Origin of the sequence: Streptomyces endocoffeicus (assembly GCF_016741935.1) — a bacterium.
Taxonomy (GTDB): domain Bacteria; phylum Actinomycetota; class Actinomycetes; order Streptomycetales; family Streptomycetaceae; genus Streptomyces; species Streptomyces endocoffeicus.
On record NZ_JAERRG010000019.1, the window covers coordinates 51,404 to 72,506 of the forward strand.

Below are 21,103 nucleotides of genomic sequence, written 5' to 3' on the forward strand. Positions count from 1 at the left end.
CGGTGGTGGCGCAGCGTCCGACTTCTGCGGAGCTGCGTGGATATGGACTATGGAGCCTAAGGAAGGGTAACGACCGTCGCTGCGTAGACGAGACCCGCTCCGAATCCGATGACGAGCGCGGTGTCGCCGCTCTTCGCCTGCCCCGTCGCCAACAGCCGCTCCATGGCGAGCGGGATGGAGGCGGCCGAGGTGTTGCCGGTGGTCTCCACATCACGGGCGACCGTGACGTGCTCCGGCAGCTTGAGGGTTTTGATCATCGAGTCGATGATCCGCAGATTGGCCTGGTGGGGGATGAACGCGTCGAGCTCGTCCGCGCTGACCCCGGCCTCGTCCAGGGCCTGCTGGGCGACCTTCGCCATCTCGTAGACGGCCCAGCGGAAGACGGCCTGGCCCTCCTGGCGCAGCGCCGGAAAGCGCACGTCGGCGGCGTTCTGCTCGCGGTAGACGTCCCAGGGCAGCGTCTGGGCGATGGTCTCGGACTTGTCGCCCTCCGAGCCCCAGACGGTCGGGCCGATCGCGGGCTCCTTGGAGGGGCCGACCACCACGGCGCCGGCGCCGTCGCCGAACAGGAAGGCCGTCGCCCGGTCCTCCAGATCAGTCAGGTCCGAAAGCCGCTCGACCCCGATGACCAGCACATGCTCCGCGGTGCCGTCGGTGATCATGCCCTTGGCGAGGGTCAGTCCGTAGCCGAAGCCCGCACAGCCCGCCGAGATGTCGAACGCGGCCGGTTTGCCGGTGCCCAGCAGATGCGCGATCTCGGTGGCGACCGCCGGGGTCTGCTTCAGATGCGAGACCGTGGAGACGATCACGCCGCCGATCTGCTCCGGCGTCAGACCGGCGTCGGCGATGGCCTTGCCTCCGGCCTCCACGGACATGGTGGCGACCGTCTCGTCCGGACCGGCCCAGTGCCGGGTGGCGATGCCCGAACGGGAGCGGATCCACTCGTCGGAGGAGTCGATGTGCTTGAGGATCTCCTCGTTCGGCACCACCCGGGTCGGACGGTAGCCACCGACGCCGAGAATGCGCGCGTACGGGGCGCCCTTACTGGGCTTGATCTTCGCGGTCATGCTTCTCGGAGCTCCTCTTCGGCCGGTGTGTCGACGGGAACGGCGTGCTCCTCGATCAGCGCACGCGCCGTGTCGAGATCGTCCGGAGTCTTCAGCGCCACATTGGTGACGCCCGGCAGCGCGCGCTTGGCGATGCCGGTGAGCGTGCCGCCCGGGGCCACCTCGATCAGCCCGGTGACGCCCAGCTCCTGGAAGGTCTCCATGCACAGATCCCAGCGCACCGGGTTGGACACCTGGGCGACCAGCCGCTCGATCACCCCGGCCCCGGTCGCCACGACCCCGCCGTCCCGGTTGGAGACGTATCGGGTGCGCGGATCGGCCACCGGGATCCCCGCGACCAGGGCCTCGAGGGCGGCGACCGCCGGGGCCATGTGGTCGGTGTGGAACGCGCCGGCCACCTTGAGCGCTACGACGCGGCGCACCCCCTCGGGCTTGTCCGCGGCCAGCGCCGCCAGCTGCTCGGCGGTGCCCGCGGCCACGATCTGCCCGGCGCCGTTGACGTTCGCCGGGGTCAGTCCGTGCTTGTCGAGGTGGGCGACGACATCGTCCTGCTCACCACCCAGTATGGCGGCCATTCCGGTCTCGGTGCGGCTCGCGGCCTCCGCCATGGCGAGTCCGCGGCGGCGGACGAGCACCATGGCCGCCTCGTCGGTGAGCACACCGGAGGCCACGGCCGCGGTGATCTCGCCGACGCTGTGGCCAGCGACCGCGCCGATCCGGTTCGGCAGCTCCGCGAGACCGGTCGCGCCCTCGACGCCCTCGCCGAACAGGGCGTGGGCGGCGACCAGACCGGCGGCCACCAGCAGCGGCTGGGCCACCGCGGTGTCGCGGATCTCCTCCTCGTCGGCCTTGGTGCCGTAGTGGATGAGGTCCAGCCCGGAGACGGCCGACCACCAGGCCAGACGTTCGGTGACGCCGGGGAGGTCGAGCCATGGGGTCAGGAAGCCGGGCTTCTGAGCGCCCTGGCCGGGAGCGACGAGTACGAGCACTCTCACACTCTCTCTTGTGGACGGTCCGGCTCGCCCGTGAGGACAAGGACGAAGAACCGACAGGGGAATTGTGGGGGTCCAACAAACGGTCAGGGCAATATGTTCGCGTCGGCGAGACGTCCCAGGATCAGGGCTATGCGCAGAGTAAACGCTGACCTGACGTCGGAAGGTGACCATCCGGTGACGTCCGTCACACGTCGTAGCCGGTAGCGGACGGTGTTCGGGTGAACGAAGAGCATTCGAGCCGCACCTTCCAGACTGCTCGCCTGTTCCAGGTACACACTCAGTGTCTCCAGCAGCGCCGAACCGGCTTCCTCCAGCGGTCTGTAGATCTCCTCCACCAACTGCTCACGGGCAGCCGGATCTCCGGCCATCGCGCGCTCCGGCAGCAGATCGTCGGCGATCACCGGACGGGGCGCGTCCGGCCAGGCGGTGCACGCCTTCAGCCCGGCCGCCGCCGCCCCCGCCGAGCGGGTCGCGGCCAGCAGGTCGGAGACCACAGGACCGGCCACCACCGGCCCCGGGGCATACGGCCCGATCAGCGCCTTCGCCGTCTGGAGCGGGTTGTCCGAGCCGCCCGCGACCACCACCAGCCGGTCGCCCAGCACCCCGGTGAGCACCTGCAGCTTGGCGTGGCGGGCGGCCCGCCGGATCGCCTCGACGGTCAGCTCGCTGTCCCCGTCGGGGGCGGTGCCCAGCACCACGCACACATGTTCGGGTGAGTTCCAGCCCAGGGCGGCGGCGCGGGACAGCGCCCCCTCGTCCGCCTCGCCGGACAGCACCGCGTTGACCACCAGCGACTCCAGCCGGGCGTCCCAGGCGCCGCGCGCCTCGGCGGCCTGCGCGTACACCTGGGCGGTGGCGAAGGCGATCTCCCGGGCGTACACCAGCAGCGCCTCGCGCAGCACCGACTCATCGCCCGGGGCCGCCACGTCGTCGATCGCCGACTCCATGACCTCGATGGTCGTGCGGACCATCTCCACGGTCTGCCGCAGGGTGATCGCCCGGGTCAGCTCGCGCGGGGCGGTGCCGAACACATCGGTGCTGATCGCCTGGGGTGCCTCGGGGTGGCGAAACCATTCGGTGAAGGCCGCGATGCCCGCCTGCGCCACCAGCCCGATCCAGGAGCGGTTCTCGGGCGGCATCGCCCGGTACCACGGCAGCTGCTCGTCCATGCGCGCGATGGCGTTGGCGGCGAGCTTCCCGGAGGACTTCTCCAGGCGGCGCAGGGTGGCACTGTGCGGATGCGGGGTGTTCGAGGCTGGTTCAGGCACGAGGACAAGACTGCCTTATCGGATGGCGAGCGCTGGGGGCGGGAGGTGTACGCGCGGGTAGGGACGGGGGCGGGGCGGACGGTCAGCGGCGCACTACCGTGGACCGGGTGATGTGGATACAGCGGTCCGGTGCACGGTATCCGGGCGGGCAGGGCGCGGGCATCGAGACGCGCCACGCCTTTTCCTTCTCTGGGTACTACGACCCGGGCAATGTGCGGTTCGGCTCGCTCGTGGCCTGCAACGAGGAGCGGCTCGCCCCCGGCGCGGGCTTCGCCGAACATCCCCACCGCGATATGGAGATCGTCACCTGGGTCGTCGAGGGCGAGCTCACCCACCAGGACTCCACCGGCGCGCGGACCGTCGTGCGCCCCGGCGACGTCCAGCGGCTCAGCGCCGGAAGCGGAGTACGCCACACCGAGCGCAACGCGGGTGCCGAACCCCTCACCTTCGTCCAGATGTGGCTGATGCCGGGCCCTGGCGCCGTCACGGACCCGGCGTACGAGGTGGTGCGCGGCATCGCCGACGGCACCCCGTACGCACTGGAGCGCACCGAGGCGGTGCTGCATGTGCGGCGGCTGGTGAACGGTGAGCGCACCGCGCTGCCGGACGCGCCCTGGGTGTACGCGCACGCGGTGCGCGGCGCGGCCCGGATCGACGGTGAGACCCTCACGCCCGGCGACGCGGCCCGGATCTCCACCGCGGAGGGGCTGGAGGCGCGCGCTGAGGGCCCGGCCGAGCTGCTGATCTGGGAGATGCACGCGGAGTCGGGCTACGGCTGAGGGGTTCGCTGAGGAGTCACGGGGCGTCCGGCGCCCTTCCCGTTGCAGGGGCTTCGCCCCTGGCCCCCTGGCCCCTGGCCCCGGGAGTCCGGGCTCCTGGGGCGGAGCCCCGCCTTCCAGCCTCTCCAGCGATTGAGGAGCGGGGTCTGGGGCGAAACCCCGCCTTCCAGCCCCTCCGGCGATTGAGGAGCGGGGTCTGGGGCGGAGCCCCAGTTACGGGAAGGGGCGGGGAGGGGAACAGCCCGCCGCAGGCGCCCCCCAGCCCAGCGCCGCCAGGACCCCTAGCCCAGCTCCGCCAGGACCGCGTCGGTGAACGTCGGCCAGACCTCGATCGCCCACGGACCGAAGGCCCGGTCGGCCAGGGCCACACACGCGGCGCCCGCGTCCGGATCCACCCACAGGAACGTCCCGGACTGGCCGAAATGCCCGAAGGTGCGGGGCGAGGAGGAGGCCCCGGTCCAGTGCGGCGACTTGCCGTCGCGTATCTCGAAGCCGAGCCCCCAGTCGTTGGGCCGCTGATGTCCGTAACCGGGCAACACACCCGTGAGACCCGGGTGGACCACAGAGGTGGCCCCGGCCAGCGTCTCGGCCGCCAGCAGCCGCGGGGCCTGCAGCTCCGCCGCGAAGCGCACCAGGTCGTCCACGGTCGAGACGCCGTCCTTGGCGGGCGAGCCGGACAGGTCGGTGGCGACCATGCCGAGCGGCTGCAGCACCGCCTGGCGCAGATACTCCGGGAACGGGATGTCCGTGGCCTTGGCGATGTGGTCGCCCAGTACCTCGAACCCGGCGTTGGAGTAGAGCCGGCGGTTGCCGGGCGCGGCGACCGATCGGTGCTCGTCGAAGGCGAGCCCGGAGGTGTGCGCCAGCAGATGGCGCACCGTGGAGCCCTCGGGCCCCGCCGGTTCGTCCAGCTCCACCGCGCCCTCCTCGACGGCGACCAGGGCGGCGTAGGCGGCGAGCGGCTTGGTGACCGAGGCGAGGGGGAACCGATGGCCGGTCGGGCCGTACGATCCGGCCAGGGTGCCGTCCGCGCGCACGACGGCGGCCGCCGCCGTCGGAACCGGCCAGTTCTCGATCATCCGCAGGCTCTCCATGCCCCAGAGCCTACGGGGTGCCCGGCGGGGGCTCTTTGGACGGGGAGCGGCCCGCCGCGGGCGCCAAGGTTCCCCCAAATCTCCGCTTGCTTGGAGTGCACTCCAAGTCAATAGCGTTGAAGACGTCGACGAGGTGTGCGGATCCGCGACCTGCGAGAGGTGAATCGGCATGACCGTGATGGAGAGCGCCCCGGTGAAGGCGCGGAAGAACTGCGCGGGGAGGTCCGGCCACCCCCGGCCCACCGGGCAGGACCGCTACTCGATCAGTGAGGTCGTCGCCCACACCGGGCTGACGGCGCACACCCTGCGCTGGTACGAGCGGATCGGGCTGATGCCGCATGTGGACCGTACGCACACCGGCCAGCGCCGCTTCACCAACCGCGACCTGGACTGGCTCGACCTCGTCGGCAAGCTGCGGCTCACCGGGATGCCGGTCGCGGACATGGTCCGCTACGCCGAGCTGGTCCGGGAGGGCGAGCACACCTTCGCCGAGCGTGAGGAGCTGCTGACCACCCATCGCGAGAACGTGCGGGAGCGGATCGCCGAACTCCAGAGCACGCTCGAAGTCCTCGACTTCAAGATCGATGTCTACGCTGACGCCCGGAGGGTGTCGGAGAGGTTTGACCCCGTATGAGCGACAGCACCAACGAGACCATCGCGACCGTCGGCCTGGGGACCGGCGGACCCGAGGTCGGCGTCCAGGGCCTGGGCTGCATGGGCATGAGCTGGGCTTACGGACCGACCCACGACGAGGCGGAGGCGCGGGCCACGCTGGAGCGGGCCCTGGAGCTGGGCGTCACGCTCTTCGACACCGCCGATGTCTACGGCTTCGGGCGGAACGAGGAGTTCATCGCCCCCTTCGTCCGGGCCAACCGGGACCGGATCACCCTGGCCACCAAGTTCGCCATCGACCGCGACGAGAGCGACCCGTACGGCCGCCAGCGGATACGCAACGACCGCCCGTACCTCCGCCAGGCCGTCGAGGGCAGCCTGCGCCGCCTCGGGGTGGACCACATCGACCTGTACTACATGCACCGGCGCAACCCCGAGGTGCCGCTGGAGGAGAGCGTCGGCGCCATGGCCGAGCTGGTGGCCGAGGGGAAGGTCAAGCACCTCGGCCTGAGCGAGGTCACGGCGGACGAGCTGCGCGCGGCGCACGCGGTGCACCCCATCGCGGCGGTGCAGTCGGAGTGGTCGCTGTTCAGCCGCGACATCGAGGAGAGCGTGGTGGGGGCCGCCCGCGAGCTGGGCGTCGCCCTCGTGCCGTACTCGCCGCTCGGCCGCGGCTTCCTCACCGGCTCCTTCGTCCAGGCCGAGCAGGAGCTGGGCGAGGACGACTTCCGCCGCCGTCAGCCCCGCTTCACCGGCGACAACGCGGCCGCCAACGCCGCGCTGCTGGAGCCGCTGCGGAAGATCGCCGAGGCGCGCGGGGCCACGCTCGCCCAGATCGCGCTGGCCTGGGTGCAGCAGCGGGCCCAGGTGCACGGGCTCGCCGTGGTGCCGATCCCCGGCACCCGCACCCGCGCCCGGATCGAGCAGAACACCGGCGCGACCCGGATCGAGCTGAGCGCGGACGAGCTGGCCGCCCTGGAACCGATCGCGGGCCAGGTGGCGGGCGCCCGCTACGCCGATATGAGCGCGACGAGCGCGGGCCGGGAATAGCCCGCGGCGCCGGGCCGCGGTGGGGGAGGCCGCCGGTACGCGGTGCCATCGGGTGCCGGGCGCGACCGCTCGGACGCGCCGGGCGGGCGGCCGGGGCGTGGTCGCCGTGTTGATGGCGGGCGTCGGGCCGTAGCGCGGGGCGCCGGGGCTCGGCGGGTGGCCGACGGCACCCGGGTCCACCAGATGCCGGGCGGGACGGCGGTCAGCCGAGGCCCTGGCGGCAGTCCGGCCCCGTGCCCGGACCGCCGCCGTCCTCCTCCGCGCACCGCACCTCGTCGAAGTCCCCCAGCGCGATCCGCGAGAAGTTGCGCAGTGAATCCGTCCCCGGCGCGAAGTAGCCGGTGTGCCCGTGGGCGCTCTCGGAGGAGACCACCCGGGCGCCGAAGGACGGATCCGTCGGGTCGTCGCCATGGCCCAGACCCAGGAAGTCATAGCCGGTCACCCGCCGGATCCAGTCGGTGCGGTCGCGCGCCGCCCACACCCGGGCCCCGGTGCGCAAGGCCTCGGCGCTGTCCGCGCGCATCCCCGGGCTGCCCAGCACCACCAGGTCGGAGACGCGGGCGCGGTCCATCGCGGAGGCGGCGAGACCGCACACCACCGAGCCGTAGCTGTGGCAGAAGACGGCGGGCGGGGCGTCGGCGGTGGCCGCGGTGGTCACGGCGAGCCCCGCGAGGAACCGGTCCAGGCGGGGTGCGCCCGCCTCGGCCAGCCGGCTGGTGGCGGCGTCCGGGCCCAGCCCGACCGGGGTCGTATAGCCGACCCAGGCGATGACGGCGGTCGGGGTCGCGGGCGCGTCCTCGGCCATCCGCGCCCGCAGCGACCGGGCCATTCCGGCCGGGGTGCCGTACGGGTCGCCCGTGCGGTCGAAGTCGTCCAGGTCGATGTCCGAGCCGGGCACGATCACGGCCGTGCGGCGGGCCGCCGCCAGGTCCCCGTACACCTCCGCCACCTGGCCGCGCCCGCGCGGATCGAAGGCGAGGATCCGGCGGCCGGGCTCCAGCAGCGCCGCGTACCGCTCGGCGAGCGGGCTCTTCGGGTCGGCCTCGCGCTCCTTGCGCCAGGCGGCCCGGATCGCCCGGGTGTTGGCCTCGTACCGCAGGCTCAGCGGCGCCCCGTCCAGATTGCCCACCACCTCGGGGTGCCGGATGACCAGCGCCTTCCGCTGGACCTCGGTGAGCCGGTCGAAGAACCGGGCGATCCCGGCGGGCGAGGCGGTGGCCGGATCGGGCAGCTCGCGCCCGGCCCCGCCCAGCGAATGGTCCGCCAGCCACGCGGCGGTCCCCGGCGGCGGCCCGGTGATGGCCTGCTCCTCATGGGCCACCGTCCAGCCGGCCGTCCCCGCCATGACGGTGATGGTGAGCGCCGCGGTGATCAGGCGTCGTGCGTAGTGCCTGGTGCGTAGCGTCTGGGACATGGCGGCGGCTTTCCCTCTTCCGTCGGTGGTCCGTCGGTGGTTCCATCGGTGGTTCCGTGGGGTTCCATCGGTGGCGGAGGGAAAGGTAGAGAGGTGTCGGGTGGCGGTACGTCACCCCCAGGTGCCAAGTGGGATGTCATACCCCAGTACTGGGTGGCCCCCGGCCGGGGTCATTGACCCGGTGTCACCAGGCCCGACTCATAGGCGAAGATCACCGCTTGGGCGCGGTCGCGCAGCCCCAGCTTGGCCAGCACCCGGCCGATGTGGGTCTTCACCGTCTGCTCCGCGAGCACCAGCGACTCGGCGATCTCCTGGTTGGACAGGCCGCGGGCGATCAGCTCCAGCACCTCGGTCTCGCGCGGCGTCAGCCCGCTGCGCCGCAGCGCCGGGCCGTCGCGGCGCGGGGCGGGGCGCTGGCGGGCGAAGTCGGCGATCAGCCGTCGGGTGACGGACGGGGCGAGCAGCGCCTCGCCCGCCGCCACCACCCGGACCGCGGAGATCAGATCGGCCGGCGGGGCGTCCTTCAGCAGAAAGCCGCTGGCCCCGGCGCGCAGCGCCTCGTAGACGTAGTCGTCCACATCGAAGGTGGTGAGCATCAGGACCTTGGGCCGGTGGGTGACCCCGCGCGGCGGGTCCAGCAGCCGGCGGGCCGCCTCGAGCCCGTCCATCTCGGGCATCCGCACGTCCATCAGCACCACATCGGGGTGGCTGCGGCGGCTGACCTCCACGCCCTCCCGCCCGTCCGGCGCCTCGCCGACGACGTCGATATCGCTCTGCGCGGCGAGCAGGGCGGCGAATCCCGCCCGCACCATCGCCTGGTCGTCGACGATGATCACCTTGATGGTCATGGCTGGTCCGTCTCTTCGAGGTCTACCAGGGGGAGGCGGGCCGCGACGCGGAAGCCGCCGTCGGGCAGCGGGCCGGTGTCGAGCATGCCGCCGACCAGCCGTACCCGCTCGACCATGCCGACGAGGCCGTGGCCGGTGCCGCTGGTCTCCAGGGGCTTGGTGGGCGCGCTGTCGGGCGGGCCGTTGACCACCAGCAGGGTCAGCGCCGAGCCGCCCTCGGCGGAGATGGCCACGCGGGTGGCGGCGCCCGGCGCGTGCCGCACCACATTGGCCAGCGCCTCCTGCACGATGCGGTACGCGGACAGCCCCACGGCCTGGGGCAGCGGTTCGAGCTCGGCCACGTCGTCCGCGATCGTCAGCGTGGTCGGTATCCCGGCCCGTACCGTCGCCTCGACCAGCTGTGGCACCTGCCGCAGCCCCGGCTGCGGCGCCCGCTCCCCGCGGGTCTCCTCGCTGCGCAACACACCCAGCAGCCGCCGCATTTCGGCGAGCGACTCGCGGGCGGTGGCGGCGATGGTGGAGAACTCCCGCTCCGCCTCGGACGGCAGACCGCCGATCCGGTACGGGGCGCTGTCCGCCTGCACGGTGATCACCGACATGTGGTGGGCGACCACATCGTGCAGCTCACGGGCGATCCGGGTGCGTTCCTCCAGCAGGGTGCGATGGGCCCGTTCGGCCTCGCTGATCGTCTCCTGCTCGGCCAGCCGCCGCTGGGCGTCCCCGCGCTCGCGCAGGGCCCCGGCGACGAGCAGCACCACGCCGCTGAGCACGAACAGCACCACATTGCTGCCGTTGCTCTTGTCCGGGAAGGCGATGCCGAGCGCCAGCCCGGCGGTGCCGGTGACCAGCCACACCGCCACCAGGGTGCGGCGCGGTTCGCGCAGCGCGAGGGCGAGCAGCAGGAAGAGATAGCCGATGATGGCGCCCGGCAGCCAGGGCCACACCCGGTTCTCGAGGTGGTCCGCGGTGCCGAGCACCACCAGGGCGCAGACCAGGTCGGAGAGGAAGACGATCCACCACGCCTGGAGGGGGCGGGTGACGGACAGCAGCAGCGGGGTGCCCTGGACGATGCCGAGCAGCGTGGCGACGCCGCCGCCCACCCCGTAGTCGTTGGTGAGAATCTGGGCGGTGGTGGGGACCAGGATCGTGGTGAGGACCATCGCCACGCCGTACGGCACCCTGCGCAGCCAGCTCCTGGGCGACTGGGCGAACAGCGGCGTCGCCGGATAGCTGGGGGTCACCAGGCCCCGGGCGAGGCCGCCCGCCTGCCGCCGGGCGGCCTTGGGCAGGCTCTCGTGCGCGGTGGAGGAGGCGGCGGTCGATGAGGCGCCTGTCGATGAGGCGCTGGTCGATGAGGCGCCGGCCGCCTCGCCGGCCGGTGCGGAGGAGGGACCGGACACTTACAGCTCCGCCAGCAGCTCTGCCTTCTTCGCGCTGAACTCGTCGTCGGTCAGCAGCCCGGCGGTGTGCAGCTCGCCCAGGTGACGGATGCGCTCGGCGATGTCGGCGGGGTCGCGGCGCGGGGCGGTGGCCCGGTTCGGGGCCGGGGCGCCCTCGGCGCACGGCACGGGGGAGGAGGCCCGTATCGCCTCCAGGACGGCCGCGGCGAACGGCAGCGACTGGTGGACGAGGCCGTAGCCCATCCCGAACACGACGGCCGCCGGGTCCCGGTCGGGGCGGTCGGCGGGCTGGTCCTCGGCGGAGCGCCGCAGCAGTCGCAGATAGCCGTGGCCACCGCCCTTGGGGGTGACCCTGCCGGTGCCGTTCCTGGCCGTGCCGTCCTTGGCGGACTTGGCGGACCTGGCGGAACCCCCTTTGGCGGCACCGGCCTTGGCGGAGCCCTCCTTGGGGACGGTGCCCGCCGAGCCGCGGCTCTCCGGCGAACGCCACTCCACACCGGTGAGTTCATCGATCCGGAAGCGCTGGTCCCCGACCTTCCACTTCTCCGAGGAGGCGCCGGTCCAGAACCAGCGGAAGGAGATGTCCTTGCCGTCGAAGGACGCCTTGCCGTCGTACGCCTTGAAGGACAGCGGCGGCGCGGGCGCGGTCACCAGATGTGCCTCGGCCGCGGTGTCCGCCTCGGGGCCGAGGGACTCGCGTATCCGCTCGGCGTAGTAGTCGGCGAGGGTCTCCCGCTCGGCCGGCAGCACCAGGCGGTACGGGTCGTACGCCTCCTTGAGCTGGCCGCCGGCGGCGTCCATCAACGGGTCGGCGCCCGGTCTTGGCAGGGCGCGCAGCACCACCGTTCCGCGTTTGCCCACAGCGAGCTCCACCCCGGACAGCGCCTCGAAGGGGATGCGGCGTTCGCCCAGCGCCTGAAGCAGCTTCGGCGTGCGGATCCCCCGTTCGAAGCGGATGAGCATGGAGTCGGTGTCGAACTCCCAGACGGTCTGAAAACCGGCCAGTACATCACCCATACGGCTCATCGTATGCGGCGGTGGCCCGCCCGTCCCCCTTTGAGGCTACGCGCGTCACTAGAGTTTCCAGTGTTTATGCCGGGCGTCAGCGCAGTCCCGCGGTGCAGTCGTCGCCGTCGCCGCAGCTCACGGACTGGACAGCACCGATTCCCACCCGCGCGAAGTTGTCCAGGCTGGTCGTGCCCGGTTCGAAGTATCCGGCGTGTCCATCCGCCCCGTCCGCGGCCAGCACCCGGGCGCCGAAGCCCGAGGAGACCGGGTCCGCGCCGTGGCCGAGCCCGCCGAACTCCAGATGCGGAATGTCCTCGATCCAGTCGCCGGAGTCGCGCATCGCCCACACCCGGGCGCTGGTCCCCAGATCGGAGACATGGCCGGCGCGCATCCCGGGGCTGCCGGCCACCGCGATATCGGTGACCTTGGGCGGCAGATCGCGGGCGGCGACCCCGCACACCACCGAGCCGTAGCTGTGGCACATCAGCGACACCCGGGAGAGCGCGGGCAGCGCGTTCACCAGCGCGCGCAGCCGCACCGCGCCCTGGGCGGCCAGCTTCCCGGTGGCCGCGTCCATGCCGATCCCGGCCGGGGTGGTGTAGTCGGCCCAGGCGATGACGGCCGTCTTGGTGTCGGGGGCGTCGGTCCGCTCGTTGTCGTAGAGCGCGCGGGCCATTCCGACCGTGGCGGTGTACGGGCGCTCGGTCTTCTGGAACGTCAGGATGTCGGTGTCCACGCCCGGCACCACGATCGAGACCCGGTTGGCGTGGGCGAGGTCGCCGAAGACCTCGGCGGCCCGGCCGGCGCCCGAGGGGTCGAAGGCGAAGATCTGCCGCCCGGCGCCCAGCAGGTCCTCGTAGCGGTGCATCCGGCGTGTCGCGTCCGAGCGGCCCATCGGGGTGAGCCGGGGGTCGTGCATCCGCTTGCGCTCATCGGCGCGCGCCTTGAACAGGGCGACCCGGTTGGCGCGGTAGCGCAGGGCCACCGGCGCGCCGTTGAGATTGCCCACGGCCAGCGGATAGCGCCGCACCACCCGGTCGGTCTGGGCCTTGGTCAGCGAGTCGAACCAGCGGCCGAGGGCGCGTGGCGAGCCGTACGGGTCGGGCAGCGCGCGGCCGCCGAGCGATCCGTGGCGCCAGGCGTCCATCGACGCGGAGAGCGCGTCCGGGGCTCCTCTGTGGCTCCGTACGGCCGTCCAGCCGGTCGTGGCGAGGAGGACGAAGACCACCGCCAGCGCGAGCAGGGCGCGCCAGGCGGTGGAACCGGGGGAGGGGGAGCCGAGCTCCGAGAAGGAAGTCACCGCGGGACACCCTAGGAGAAGCGTGGCGTCGCGTGCCAAATCCCGTGATTCATATCACGTTTGAAAGCAGGAATGCTTGGGAGCTATGCCGGGATTAGTGCTATTTATCCCATTTCTCCGCGAGGGCGGGACCCACGTAATCAAGATGGAACGCGGTGAGGTCTCGCAATGTGACGACGCTGTCCTCCTCACCCTCGGTCCACAGCTTCCCGGCCACCCGGATCACCCCGCCGAACATCGCGACCAGCAGCCGCGGCCGCGGATCGGCGTCGATGTCCAGCCCCTCGCGGCGGGCGATCTCGCGCGCCAGCCGCTCCTCCGTCTCCGCGGTGCGGCGCAGATGGACCGCGAGCAGGCTCGGCGTGGACTCGATCACCCGGTACATCCGCATATGGAGCTCGGTCGGCACCAGCTGCTCGATGGCCTCCCCGATGGTCCCCCAGGCGTCGAGGATCGCGCCGCGCAGCGCGGCCAGCGGCGCCTCGCCCGCGGGGCGTTCGCACAGCGCGGCGAAGAAGTGGCACTCGGCCGACTCCTGGCTCGCGAAGGCGACCTCCTCCTTGTTGGCGAAGTACCGGAAGAAGGTGCGCTGGGAGACCTCGACCGCCTCGGCGATCTCGTCGACCGTCGTCCGCTCGTATCCCTGACGGGTGAACAACTCCAGTGCGGAGCGCACCAGGGCGCTTCGCGTCCGCCGCTTCTTGCGCTCGCGCAGCCCGGCCGGTGGTGGCGTCGTCGTGCCCGCCACTGACTCGTCCGTTGTCACCTATCGGCTCGCTTTCTACCGGTGTGGGGCCGCGTCGCGGCTGCTCAGGATACCTGTGACCAAAACGTCAGTTACCGGCGGATGAATCGGTTTGTCAATTGTCAGACGCTGACATTAGCCTCCGGTCATGACCTCTTCGACCACCGTCGCCGAACCGGCGCCGGAACCTCCTATAGCCGTTCCCCCGAAGGGGCTTCGGGGTCATCCATGGCTGACGCTTCTCACCGTCGCCCTCGGCGTGACGATGGTCGCCCTCGACGGCACGATCGTCGCCATCGCCAACCCGGCCATCCAGAAGGACCTCGGCGCCTCGCTCGCCGATGTGCAGTGGATCACCAATGGCTATCTGCTGGCCCTGGCCGTCGCGCTGATCACGGCGGGCAAGCTGGGTGACCGCTTCGGCCACCGGCAGACCTTCCTCATCGGCGTCGTCGGCTTCGCCATCTCCTCGGCCGCCATCGGCATCTCCGGCGAGGTGTCGCTCGTCGTGGCGTTCCGGGTGCTGCAGGGCCTGTGCGGCGCGCTGCTGATGCCCGCGGCGCTCGGCCTGCTGCGCGCCACCTTCCCCGCCGAGAAGCTCAACATGGCCATCGGCATCTGGGGCTCGGTGATCGGTGCCTCCACCGCCGCCGGGCCCATCGTCGGCGGGCTCCTCGTCGAGCACGTCAACTGGCAGTCGGTCTTCTTCATCAACGCGCCCGTCGGCGTGCTGGCCGTGGTCCTCGGTCTGCTGCTCCTGGTGGACCACCGCGCCGAGAAGGCCCCGCGGTCCTTCGACATCCCCGGCATCGTGCTGCTGTCCGGTGCGATGTTCTGCCTCATCTGGGCGCTGATCAACGCCGCCGACTGGCACTGGACCGACCAGCGCACGCTGCTCTTCCTGGGCCTGGCGGCGGTCTGCTTCGGCGTCTTCGTCTTCTGGGAGAACCGGACGGCGGAGCCGCTGCTGCCGCTCAGCATGTTCCGCTCGGTGCCGCTGAGCGCGGGCACCGTGCTGATGCTGCTGATGGCCTTCGGCTTCATGGGCGGGCTGTTCTTCGTCACCTTCTATCTGCAGAACGTGCACGGGATGAGCCCCGTCGACAGCGGGCTGCACCTGCTGCCGCTCACCGCGATGATGATCGTCGCCTCGCCGTTGGCCGGTGCGCTGATCACCAAGTTCGGGCCGCGGACGCCGCTGGTCGGCGCCATGGCGATCACCGCCGTCGCGATGTTCGGCCTCTCCCAACTGGACGCGGACAGCGGCGGCCTCGAGATGGCCGTGTGGTTCGCCCTGCTGGGCCTCGGCCTCGGGCCGGTCATGGTCGGCGCCACCGAGGTCATCGTCGGCAACGCCCCGATCCAGCACGCCGGTGTCGCCGGCGGCCTCCAGCAGGCCGCGATGCAGGTCGGCGGCAGCCTCGGCACGGCCGTCCTGGGCGCGGTCATGGCGGGCCGGGTGGACAGCGCGCTGCCGGAGAAGTGGGCCGGCGCCGGGCTGCCGCCGATGCCCGAGGGCGCGGAGTCCAAGGCGTCGGACGCCGTCGAGGTCGGCATCGCCCCGGTCCCCAAGGGCACTCCGCCGGAGATCGCGGGCAAGATCACGGCCGTCGCGCATGACACCTTCGTGTCAGGGATGGGGCTCGCCTTCACGGTGGCCGCCGTCGTCTCGGTGGTCGCGGCCCTGGTCGCGGCCTTCACCAAGCGCGGTGAGAACGCGGATGCGTCCGGGGGCGCCGTCCACATCTGACCCCTCGCGGTCAACCCCCTATCAGGGTGGACCTTGATCGACCCCATGGTGGCGAACGGGAGCCGGCGACAGGCTGGCTCCCGTTCTGTTCTTTCCACTCTTTTCATACGGGGAGCGAAAGCGTTATGCGCAAGATCATTACGGCCGCCGTCTCGGCGCTGGCCCTCACCGCCACCCTCACCGCCACCCTCGCCCCGGCCGCGGCGGCGGACGCGGCGGCGGCCCGGCCCGCCGCCCCACCGCGACTGGGGAACTGCGCCGCCGGGCAGCTGTGCCTGTGGCGGAGCGGCGGCTTCACGGGGGCGCGCCAGACCCATGAACTGGCCGACGTCGACATCGAAAGCTGCGTCCCCCTGCCGTCCGGCACCACCGCCGCGTCCCTGGCGAACCGCACGGGGCGCCCGGTGACGGCCTATCAGAGCCGCGAATGCGCCGAGACGGCCGAGTTCCACACCTACCCCACCGGCACCTGGGCCCCCGAAACCCCGTACCAGGTCCGCGCCTTCAAAATCTGGGAACGCTGACCGGGGCCGGGGCCAGCGCTGGATCCTGGCGCTTGGGTGCGCGGCCGGGTTGTTCCCCGACCCGCCCCTTCCCGAACCAGGGGCTTCGCCCCTGGACCCCGGGTGCCCTCCGGGCATGTCCTCGAGCGTCCCACGGACGGCAGCGGACGGTCCCGCCGTCGTCTGTGGGTCGCCACGTTGCGACGCGGCTCCGCCGCCATAGGGGCCGGCCGAAGTGTCGGGCCCGGTGCCCAAAGCTCGCTGCCCAAGCCTGGGCGTCTGGGCTCGGCGCCCGGGCCTGGCGCCCAGGCGCGGCGCCGGGGGGCCGGGACCCGGTGTGGGTCTGGGGCCCGCGCTGGATCCTGGCGCTTGGGTGCGTGGCCGGGATGTTTCCCCGACCCGCCCCTTCCCGAACCAGGGGCTTCGCCCCTGGACCCCGGGCGCCCTCCGGGCAGGTCCTCAAGCGTCCCGCCGGACGGCAGCGGACGGTCCCGCCGTCGTCTGTGGGTCGCCACGTTGCGGCGCGGCTCCGCCGCCATCGGGGCCGGCCGAAGCGCCAGGCCCGGCGCCCAGGCCCGGCGTCTGGGCTCGGCGCCCGGGCCTGACGTCCGGGCTAGGCGTCCGGGCCCGATGCCGGGGGGCCGGGACCCGGTTCCTGGAGGTCCCGGTCCTGGAGGTCCGGCAGTCCGGGGTCGACGCCCGGGGGCCGGGTCCGGGACCTGTGGGCCTGTGGGTCTGGGGCGGAGCCCCTGGGCCTGGTGGCGGGAGGGCGGGGGCAGCGCCCCCGCCCTCCGTTACCCCTGGCGCCTGGGGCGCAGCCCCAGGCGCCAGGGCATCGGGGTACACGACAACGCGGGGCGGGCTGGAGGTCCAGCCCGCCCCGCGTTCAGTTCGCTGCCGTCGTGGGCGGCTTACGGCCGTCGAAGACGGCTACGCGTCGCCGCCCGCCGGGCCCGGGTCGGCCGCGGCCACGTCCAGGAGCTGGTAGCGGTCGATCGCCTGCTTGAGGGCCGAGCGGTCGATCTTGCCGTCGCGGGCCAGTTCCGTCAGGACGCCGAGCACGATCGACTCGGCGTCGATGTGGAAGAAGCGCCGCGCCGCGCCGCGGGTGTCGGCGAAGCCGAAGCCGTCCGCGCCCAGCGACTGGTACGTGCCGGGCACCCAGCGCGCGATCTGGTCGGGAACCGCACGCATCCAGTCGGAGACGGCCACCTTCGGGCCCTCCACGTCCGCGAGCTTCCGGGTGACGTACGGAACGCGCTGCTCCTCCTCCGGGTGGAGCAGATTGTGCTCCTCCACCTCGATGGCGTCCCGGCGCAGCTCGTTCCAGGACGTGGCCGACCAGACGTCCGCCTTGACGTTCCAGTCCTCGGCCAGGATGCGCTGGGCCTCGAGCGCCCACGGCACCGAGACCCCGGAGGCGAGGATCTGCGCCGGTACGGAGCCCTTCTCGGCCTGCCGGTAGCGGTAGAGGCCCTTGAGGATGCCCTCGCGGTCCACGCCCTCCGGCTCGGCCGGGTGCTGGATCGGCTCGTTGTAGACGGTGAGGTAGTAGAAGACGTCCTCACTGTTCTCGCCGTACATCCGGCGCAGACCGTCCTGGACGATATGGGCGATCTCGAAGCCGAACGCCGGGTCGTACGCGACGACCGCCGGGTTGGTCGAGGCCAGCAGCTGGGAGTGGCCGTCCGCGTGCTGGAGACCCTCACCGGTCAGGGTCGTACGACCGGCGGTCGCGCCCAGTACGAAGCCGCGCGCCAGCTGGTCGGCCATCTGCCAGAACTGGTCACCGGTGCGCTGGAAGCCGAACATCGAGTAGAAGACGTAGACCGGGATCAGCGGCTCGCCATGCGTGGCGTACGCGGAGCCCGCCGCGATCAGCGAGGCCGTACAGCCCGCCTCGGAGATGCCGTCGTGCAGCATCTGACCGGTCGGCGACTCCTTGTAGGCCAGCAGCAGCTCACGGTCGACCGACTCGTACATCTGGCCCAGCGGCGAGTAGATCTTCGCCGAGGGGAAGAGGGAGTCCATGCCGAAGGTGCGGTACTCGTCGGGCGCGATCGGCACGAACCGCTTGCCGATCTCCTTGTCCCGCATCAGGTCCTTCAGCAGCCGGACGAACGCCATGGTGGTGGCGATCTGCTGCTGACCGGTGCTCTTCTTCAGCGTGGCGTAGGTCTTGTCGCCCGGCAGCTTGAGCGGCTTGGCCCGCACGACACGGGTCGGCGCGTAGCCGCCCAGCGCCTTGCGGCGGTCGTGCATGTACGCGATCTCCTCCGAGTCCCGGCCCGGGTGGTAGTACGGCGGGAGGCCGGACTCCAGCTCCTTGTCCGGGATCGGCAGGTGCAGCCGGTCGCGGAAGCGCTTGAGGTCGTCGACCGTCAGCTTCTTCATCTGGTGGGTCGCGTTGCGGCCCTCGAAGTTCGGGCCGAGCGTCCAGCCCTTGACGGTCTGCGCGAGGATCACCGTCGGCTGGCCCTTGTGGGCCTTGGCCGCCGAGTACGCCGCGTAGATCTTCTTGTGGTCGTGACCGCCGCGGCCCAGGTGCAGGATCTGGTCGTCGGTCATGCCCTCGACCATCTTGCGCAGCCGCTGGTCGTCACCGAAGAAGTGGTCGCGGATATAGGAGCCGGTCTCGGTCGCGTACGTCTGGAACTGACCGTCCGGCGTCGTGTTCAGCCGGTTGACCAGGATGCCGTCGCGGTCCTGCGCCAGCAGCGGGTCCCAGGTGCGGTCCCAGACCAGCTTGATCACGTTCCAGCCGGCGCCGCGGAACTGCGACTCCAGCTCCTGGATGATCTTGCCGTTGCCGCGCACCGGGCCGTCGAGCCGCTGGAGGTTGCAGTTGACCACGAAGGTCAGGTTGTCCAGGCCCTCACGGGCGGCCAGGGAGAGCTGGCCGAGCGACTCCGGCTCGTCCATCTCGCCGTCGCCCAGGAACGCCCAGACATGGGAGCTGGAGGTGTCGGCCACGCCGCGCGCCTCCATATAGCGGTTCATCCGCGCCTGGAAGATCGCGCCGAGCGGGCCCAGGCCCATGGAGACCGTCGGGAACTCCCAGAAGTCCGGCATCGACCGCGGGTGCGGGTAGCTGGACAGCGCGTGACCGAGCTTGGACTTCTCCTGACGGAATCCGTCCAGGTGGTCCTCGCTGAGCCGGTCGAGCAGGAAGGCGCGGGCGTAGATGCCGGGGGAGGCATGGCCCTGGAAGAAGATCTGGTCGCCGCTGTCGTGGTCCTTGCCACGGAAGAAGTGGTTGAAGCCCACGTCGTACAGTGAGGCGGACGAGGCGAAGGTGGCGATGTGGCCACCGACCCCGATGCCCGGGCGCTGCGCCCGGGACACCATCACCGCCGCGTTCCAGCGGGTCGCGTTGAGGACCTTGCGCTCGATCTCCTCGTTGCCGGGGAAGAACGGCTCGTCCTTGGTGGCGATGGTGTTGACGTAGTCCGTGCTGCGCATCTCGGGCACGGCGACGCGCTTCTCGCGGGCGCGCTCGATCAGGCGAAGCATCAGGTAGCGGGCACGTTCCCGGCCTCGCTCATCGACGGCTGCGTCGAGCGAGTCGAGCCATTCCTGGGTCTCTTCGGGATCGAAGTCCGGGACCTGGCTGGGAAGGCCGCCAATGATGATCGGGTTGCGATCGGATCCGGAAGCCACGCTATTCCTTCGCTTTTCGGTCGTGCTGTGCACGGACATGGATTCGTGCTCTGCTGCTGTCGCGCCGTTCTCCATCGTGTACCTCGGGTACGGGATACGTCACCTCTACCGAGTGGTAACCATCACCAGGTGAGACGGGCGCTTCGGCGGCCGTCTCACGTGCGACGGCCGAATCGCAACCTTACGCCCACGACCGGGGTCGTCTGCGTACGACCGTTCGGCCCGGGAGCGGCGTAGGGTGGCTAGTCACACACGTAAGCCGGACATCCTCGGGCAATCCGGTCTGCCGCCCGTCGTTGCGTACCGTTCCTCCATGATGGGAGTTGCGGCGACACGTCAACGTTTGGGCGGGATCGCTGGCCGGGTACTTGCGCGATCCGCCCGGCCCGTGTGGACTACGCCCAAGCCCTCGCGTACGCGCGCGGGGCGCACAGACTCGAAGAGTGAATGCAAGATGACAGGAGGCAATCCGTGAGCGCGACCGCGGACCACGCGGAGGAGCGGACCAACCCTGCCGCGAGGCTGGGTTTTCAGCCCGAACAGGTGGTCCAGGAGATCGGCTACGACGACGATGTCGACCAGGAGCTCCGCGAGTCCATCGAGGAGATCACCGGCCAGGAGCTCGTCGACGAGGAGTACGACGATGTGGCCGATGCCGTTGTGCTGTGGTTCCGAGAGGACGACGGTGATCTGACGGACGCGCTGGTGGACGCCATCCAGATGATCGACGACGGCGCACCGGTCTGGCTGCTGACGCCCAAGACCGGCCGTGACGGCTATGTCGAGCCGAGCGACATCAATGAGGCGGCGACCACTGCCGGCCTGTCCCAGACCAAGAGCTTCAACGCGGGTAAGGACTGGACGGGCAGCCGCCTGGTCACGCCCAAGGCCGCGCGCAGCGGCAAGCGCTGAGGCCGGCGAATCCACACCCCAGAGCCCCCCTCCGTTCCCTTACGGAGGGGGGCTCTGAGCGTAGGCTGGGCCGCGCACCACATGATCAATTCCAAGTTTGATCAATCCAAAGCTCGATCATGTCGAACATGATCTTCCGAACGTGAGTGAAGGGATGACTCCCATGGCGATAGAGGTCGGCGCGAAGGCCCCCGACTTCCAGCTGAAGAACCAGCACGGCGAGTCGGTCAGGCTGTCCGACTTCCGCGGCGAGAAGAACGTCGTGCTGCTCTTCTATCCGTTCGCCTTCACCGGCGTGTGCACCGGCGAGCTGTGCGCGCTCCGTGACGAGCTGCCGACGTTCGTCAACGACGGCGTCCAGCTGCTGGCGGTCTCCAATGACTCGCCCTTCAGCCTGCGCGTCTTCGCCGAGCAGGAGGGTCTTGAGTACCCCCTGCTGTCGGACTTCTGGCCGCACGGCGAGACCAGCCGCGCCTACGGCGTCTTCGACGAGGACAAGGGCTGCGCGGTGCGCGGCACCTTTGTGATCGACAAGGAGGGCGTGGTGCGCTGGACGGTCGTCAACGGCCTGCCCGACGCCCGGGACCTGAACGACTACGCCAAGGCCCTGGAAACCCTGTAGCCAAGGCCCCCGAAACCCTGTAGTGGTCGGGAACCGCTCACTAGGATCGACGCGTTGATCCTGATGGGAAACCTTT

Annotated in this window: 18 protein-coding genes; 7 read left to right on the forward strand and 11 right to left on the reverse strand. The window is 71.3% G+C overall.

Annotated features, from left to right (window positions below):
* Window positions 1-56: 56 nt before the first annotated feature.
* From JK364_RS35800 to JK364_RS35810, 3 genes are all read right to left on the reverse strand, one after another.
* Complete coding sequence (locus JK364_RS35800; RefSeq protein ID WP_201855540.1) at window positions 57-1,067, reverse strand: ketoacyl-ACP synthase III; 1,011 nt, start codon at window positions 1,065-1,067, stop codon at window positions 57-59.
* Complete coding sequence (locus JK364_RS35805; RefSeq protein WP_201855701.1) at window positions 1,064-2,056, reverse strand: ACP S-malonyltransferase; 993 nt, start codon at window positions 2,054-2,056, stop codon at window positions 1,064-1,066. Before JK364_RS35805 ends, JK364_RS35800 begins: the two co-directional genes overlap by 4 nt.
* A gap of 89 nt (window positions 2,057-2,145) precedes the next feature.
* Window positions 2,146-3,330, reverse strand: coding sequence for a PucR family transcriptional regulator (locus JK364_RS35810; RefSeq protein ID WP_201855541.1), 1,185 nt, complete (start codon window positions 3,328-3,330; stop codon window positions 2,146-2,148).
* Between the two features lie 110 nt (window positions 3,331-3,440).
* On the opposite strand from JK364_RS35810, the gene JK364_RS35815 reads away from it, so the two are divergent.
* On the forward strand, window positions 3,441-4,109 hold the full coding sequence (locus JK364_RS35815; RefSeq protein WP_201855702.1) for a pirin family protein: 669 nt from the start codon (window positions 3,441-3,443) through the stop codon (window positions 4,107-4,109).
* Between the two features lie 281 nt (window positions 4,110-4,390).
* Here JK364_RS35815 and JK364_RS35820 read toward each other — a convergent pair whose 3' ends face one another.
* Window positions 4,391-5,203, reverse strand: coding sequence for a serine hydrolase domain-containing protein (locus JK364_RS35820; RefSeq protein ID WP_201855542.1), 813 nt, complete (start codon window positions 5,201-5,203; stop codon window positions 4,391-4,393).
* A gap of 169 nt (window positions 5,204-5,372) precedes the next feature.
* Here JK364_RS35820 and JK364_RS35825 point away from each other — a divergent pair, with 169 nt between their 5' ends.
* Together JK364_RS35825 and JK364_RS35830 are read left to right on the forward strand one after the other, a co-directional pair.
* Complete coding sequence (locus JK364_RS35825) at window positions 5,373-5,837, forward strand: MerR family transcriptional regulator (protein ID WP_201855543.1); 465 nt, start codon at window positions 5,373-5,375, stop codon at window positions 5,835-5,837.
* Window positions 5,834-6,865: an aldo/keto reductase gene (locus JK364_RS35830; RefSeq protein ID WP_201855544.1), complete on the forward strand. Its 1,032-nt coding sequence runs from the start codon at window positions 5,834-5,836 to the stop codon at window positions 6,863-6,865. The genes JK364_RS35825 and JK364_RS35830 overlap by 4 nt, the downstream gene beginning before the upstream one ends.
* A gap of 202 nt (window positions 6,866-7,067) precedes the next feature.
* On the opposite strand, the gene JK364_RS35835 is transcribed toward JK364_RS35830, so the two are convergent.
* The 6 genes from JK364_RS35835 to JK364_RS35860 all read right to left on the reverse strand — a co-directional run bounded on the left by JK364_RS35835 (window position 7,068) and on the right by JK364_RS35860 (window position 13,601).
* Entirely contained in the window at window positions 7,068-8,279 is a 1,212-nt protein-coding gene (locus JK364_RS35835) for an alpha/beta hydrolase (protein WP_201855545.1), read from the reverse strand.
* 170 nt (window positions 8,280-8,449) lie between these two features.
* Window positions 8,450-9,127, reverse strand: a complete 678-nt coding sequence (locus tag JK364_RS35840) for a response regulator (RefSeq protein ID WP_201855546.1) — start codon at window positions 9,125-9,127, stop codon at window positions 8,450-8,452.
* The gene (locus JK364_RS35845; RefSeq protein ID WP_201855547.1) at window positions 9,124-10,527 is read right to left on the reverse strand and encodes a sensor histidine kinase; all 1,404 of its coding nucleotides are present in this window, start codon (window positions 10,525-10,527) and stop codon (window positions 9,124-9,126) included. Before JK364_RS35845 ends, JK364_RS35840 begins: the two co-directional genes overlap by 4 nt.
* Window positions 10,528-11,544 (reverse strand): DUF4429 domain-containing protein, encoded by a 1,017-nt coding sequence (locus JK364_RS35850; RefSeq protein ID WP_201855548.1) that lies wholly within the window; start codon window positions 11,542-11,544, stop codon window positions 10,528-10,530.
* Between the two features lie 85 nt (window positions 11,545-11,629).
* Complete coding sequence (locus JK364_RS35855; RefSeq protein WP_201855549.1) at window positions 11,630-12,835, reverse strand: alpha/beta hydrolase; 1,206 nt, start codon at window positions 12,833-12,835, stop codon at window positions 11,630-11,632.
* 100 nt (window positions 12,836-12,935) lie between these two features.
* A complete protein-coding gene (locus JK364_RS35860) occupies window positions 12,936-13,601 on the reverse strand; it encodes a TetR family transcriptional regulator (protein ID WP_201855550.1) in 666 nt (221 codons plus the stop codon).
* Between the two features lie 127 nt (window positions 13,602-13,728).
* Here JK364_RS35860 and JK364_RS35865 point away from each other — a divergent pair, with 127 nt between their 5' ends.
* On the forward strand, window positions 13,729-15,330 hold the full coding sequence (locus JK364_RS35865; protein ID WP_201855551.1) for an MFS transporter: 1,602 nt from the start codon (window positions 13,729-13,731) through the stop codon (window positions 15,328-15,330).
* Between the two features lie 125 nt (window positions 15,331-15,455).
* Window positions 15,456-15,854 carry a peptidase inhibitor family I36 protein gene (locus JK364_RS35870; protein WP_201855552.1) on the forward strand — a complete coding sequence of 133 codons (399 nt, stop codon included), beginning with the start codon at window positions 15,456-15,458 and terminating at the stop codon, window positions 15,852-15,854.
* A 909-nt stretch (window positions 15,855-16,763) separates the two neighbouring features.
* On the opposite strand, the gene aceE is transcribed toward JK364_RS35870, so the two are convergent.
* Window positions 16,764-19,493, reverse strand: a complete 2,730-nt coding sequence (gene aceE, locus JK364_RS35875) for a pyruvate dehydrogenase (acetyl-transferring), homodimeric type (protein WP_201855553.1) — start codon at window positions 19,491-19,493, stop codon at window positions 16,764-16,766.
* Between the two features lie 471 nt (window positions 19,494-19,964).
* On the opposite strand from aceE, the gene JK364_RS35880 reads away from it, so the two are divergent.
* Window positions 19,965-20,405 (forward strand): DUF3052 domain-containing protein, encoded by a 441-nt coding sequence (locus JK364_RS35880; protein ID WP_014060347.1) that lies wholly within the window; start codon window positions 19,965-19,967, stop codon window positions 20,403-20,405.
* 163 nt (window positions 20,406-20,568) lie between these two features.
* The gene (locus JK364_RS35885) at window positions 20,569-21,027 is read left to right on the forward strand and encodes a peroxiredoxin (RefSeq protein ID WP_201855554.1); all 459 of its coding nucleotides are present in this window, start codon (window positions 20,569-20,571) and stop codon (window positions 21,025-21,027) included.
* Window positions 21,028-21,103 lie beyond the last annotated feature (76 nt).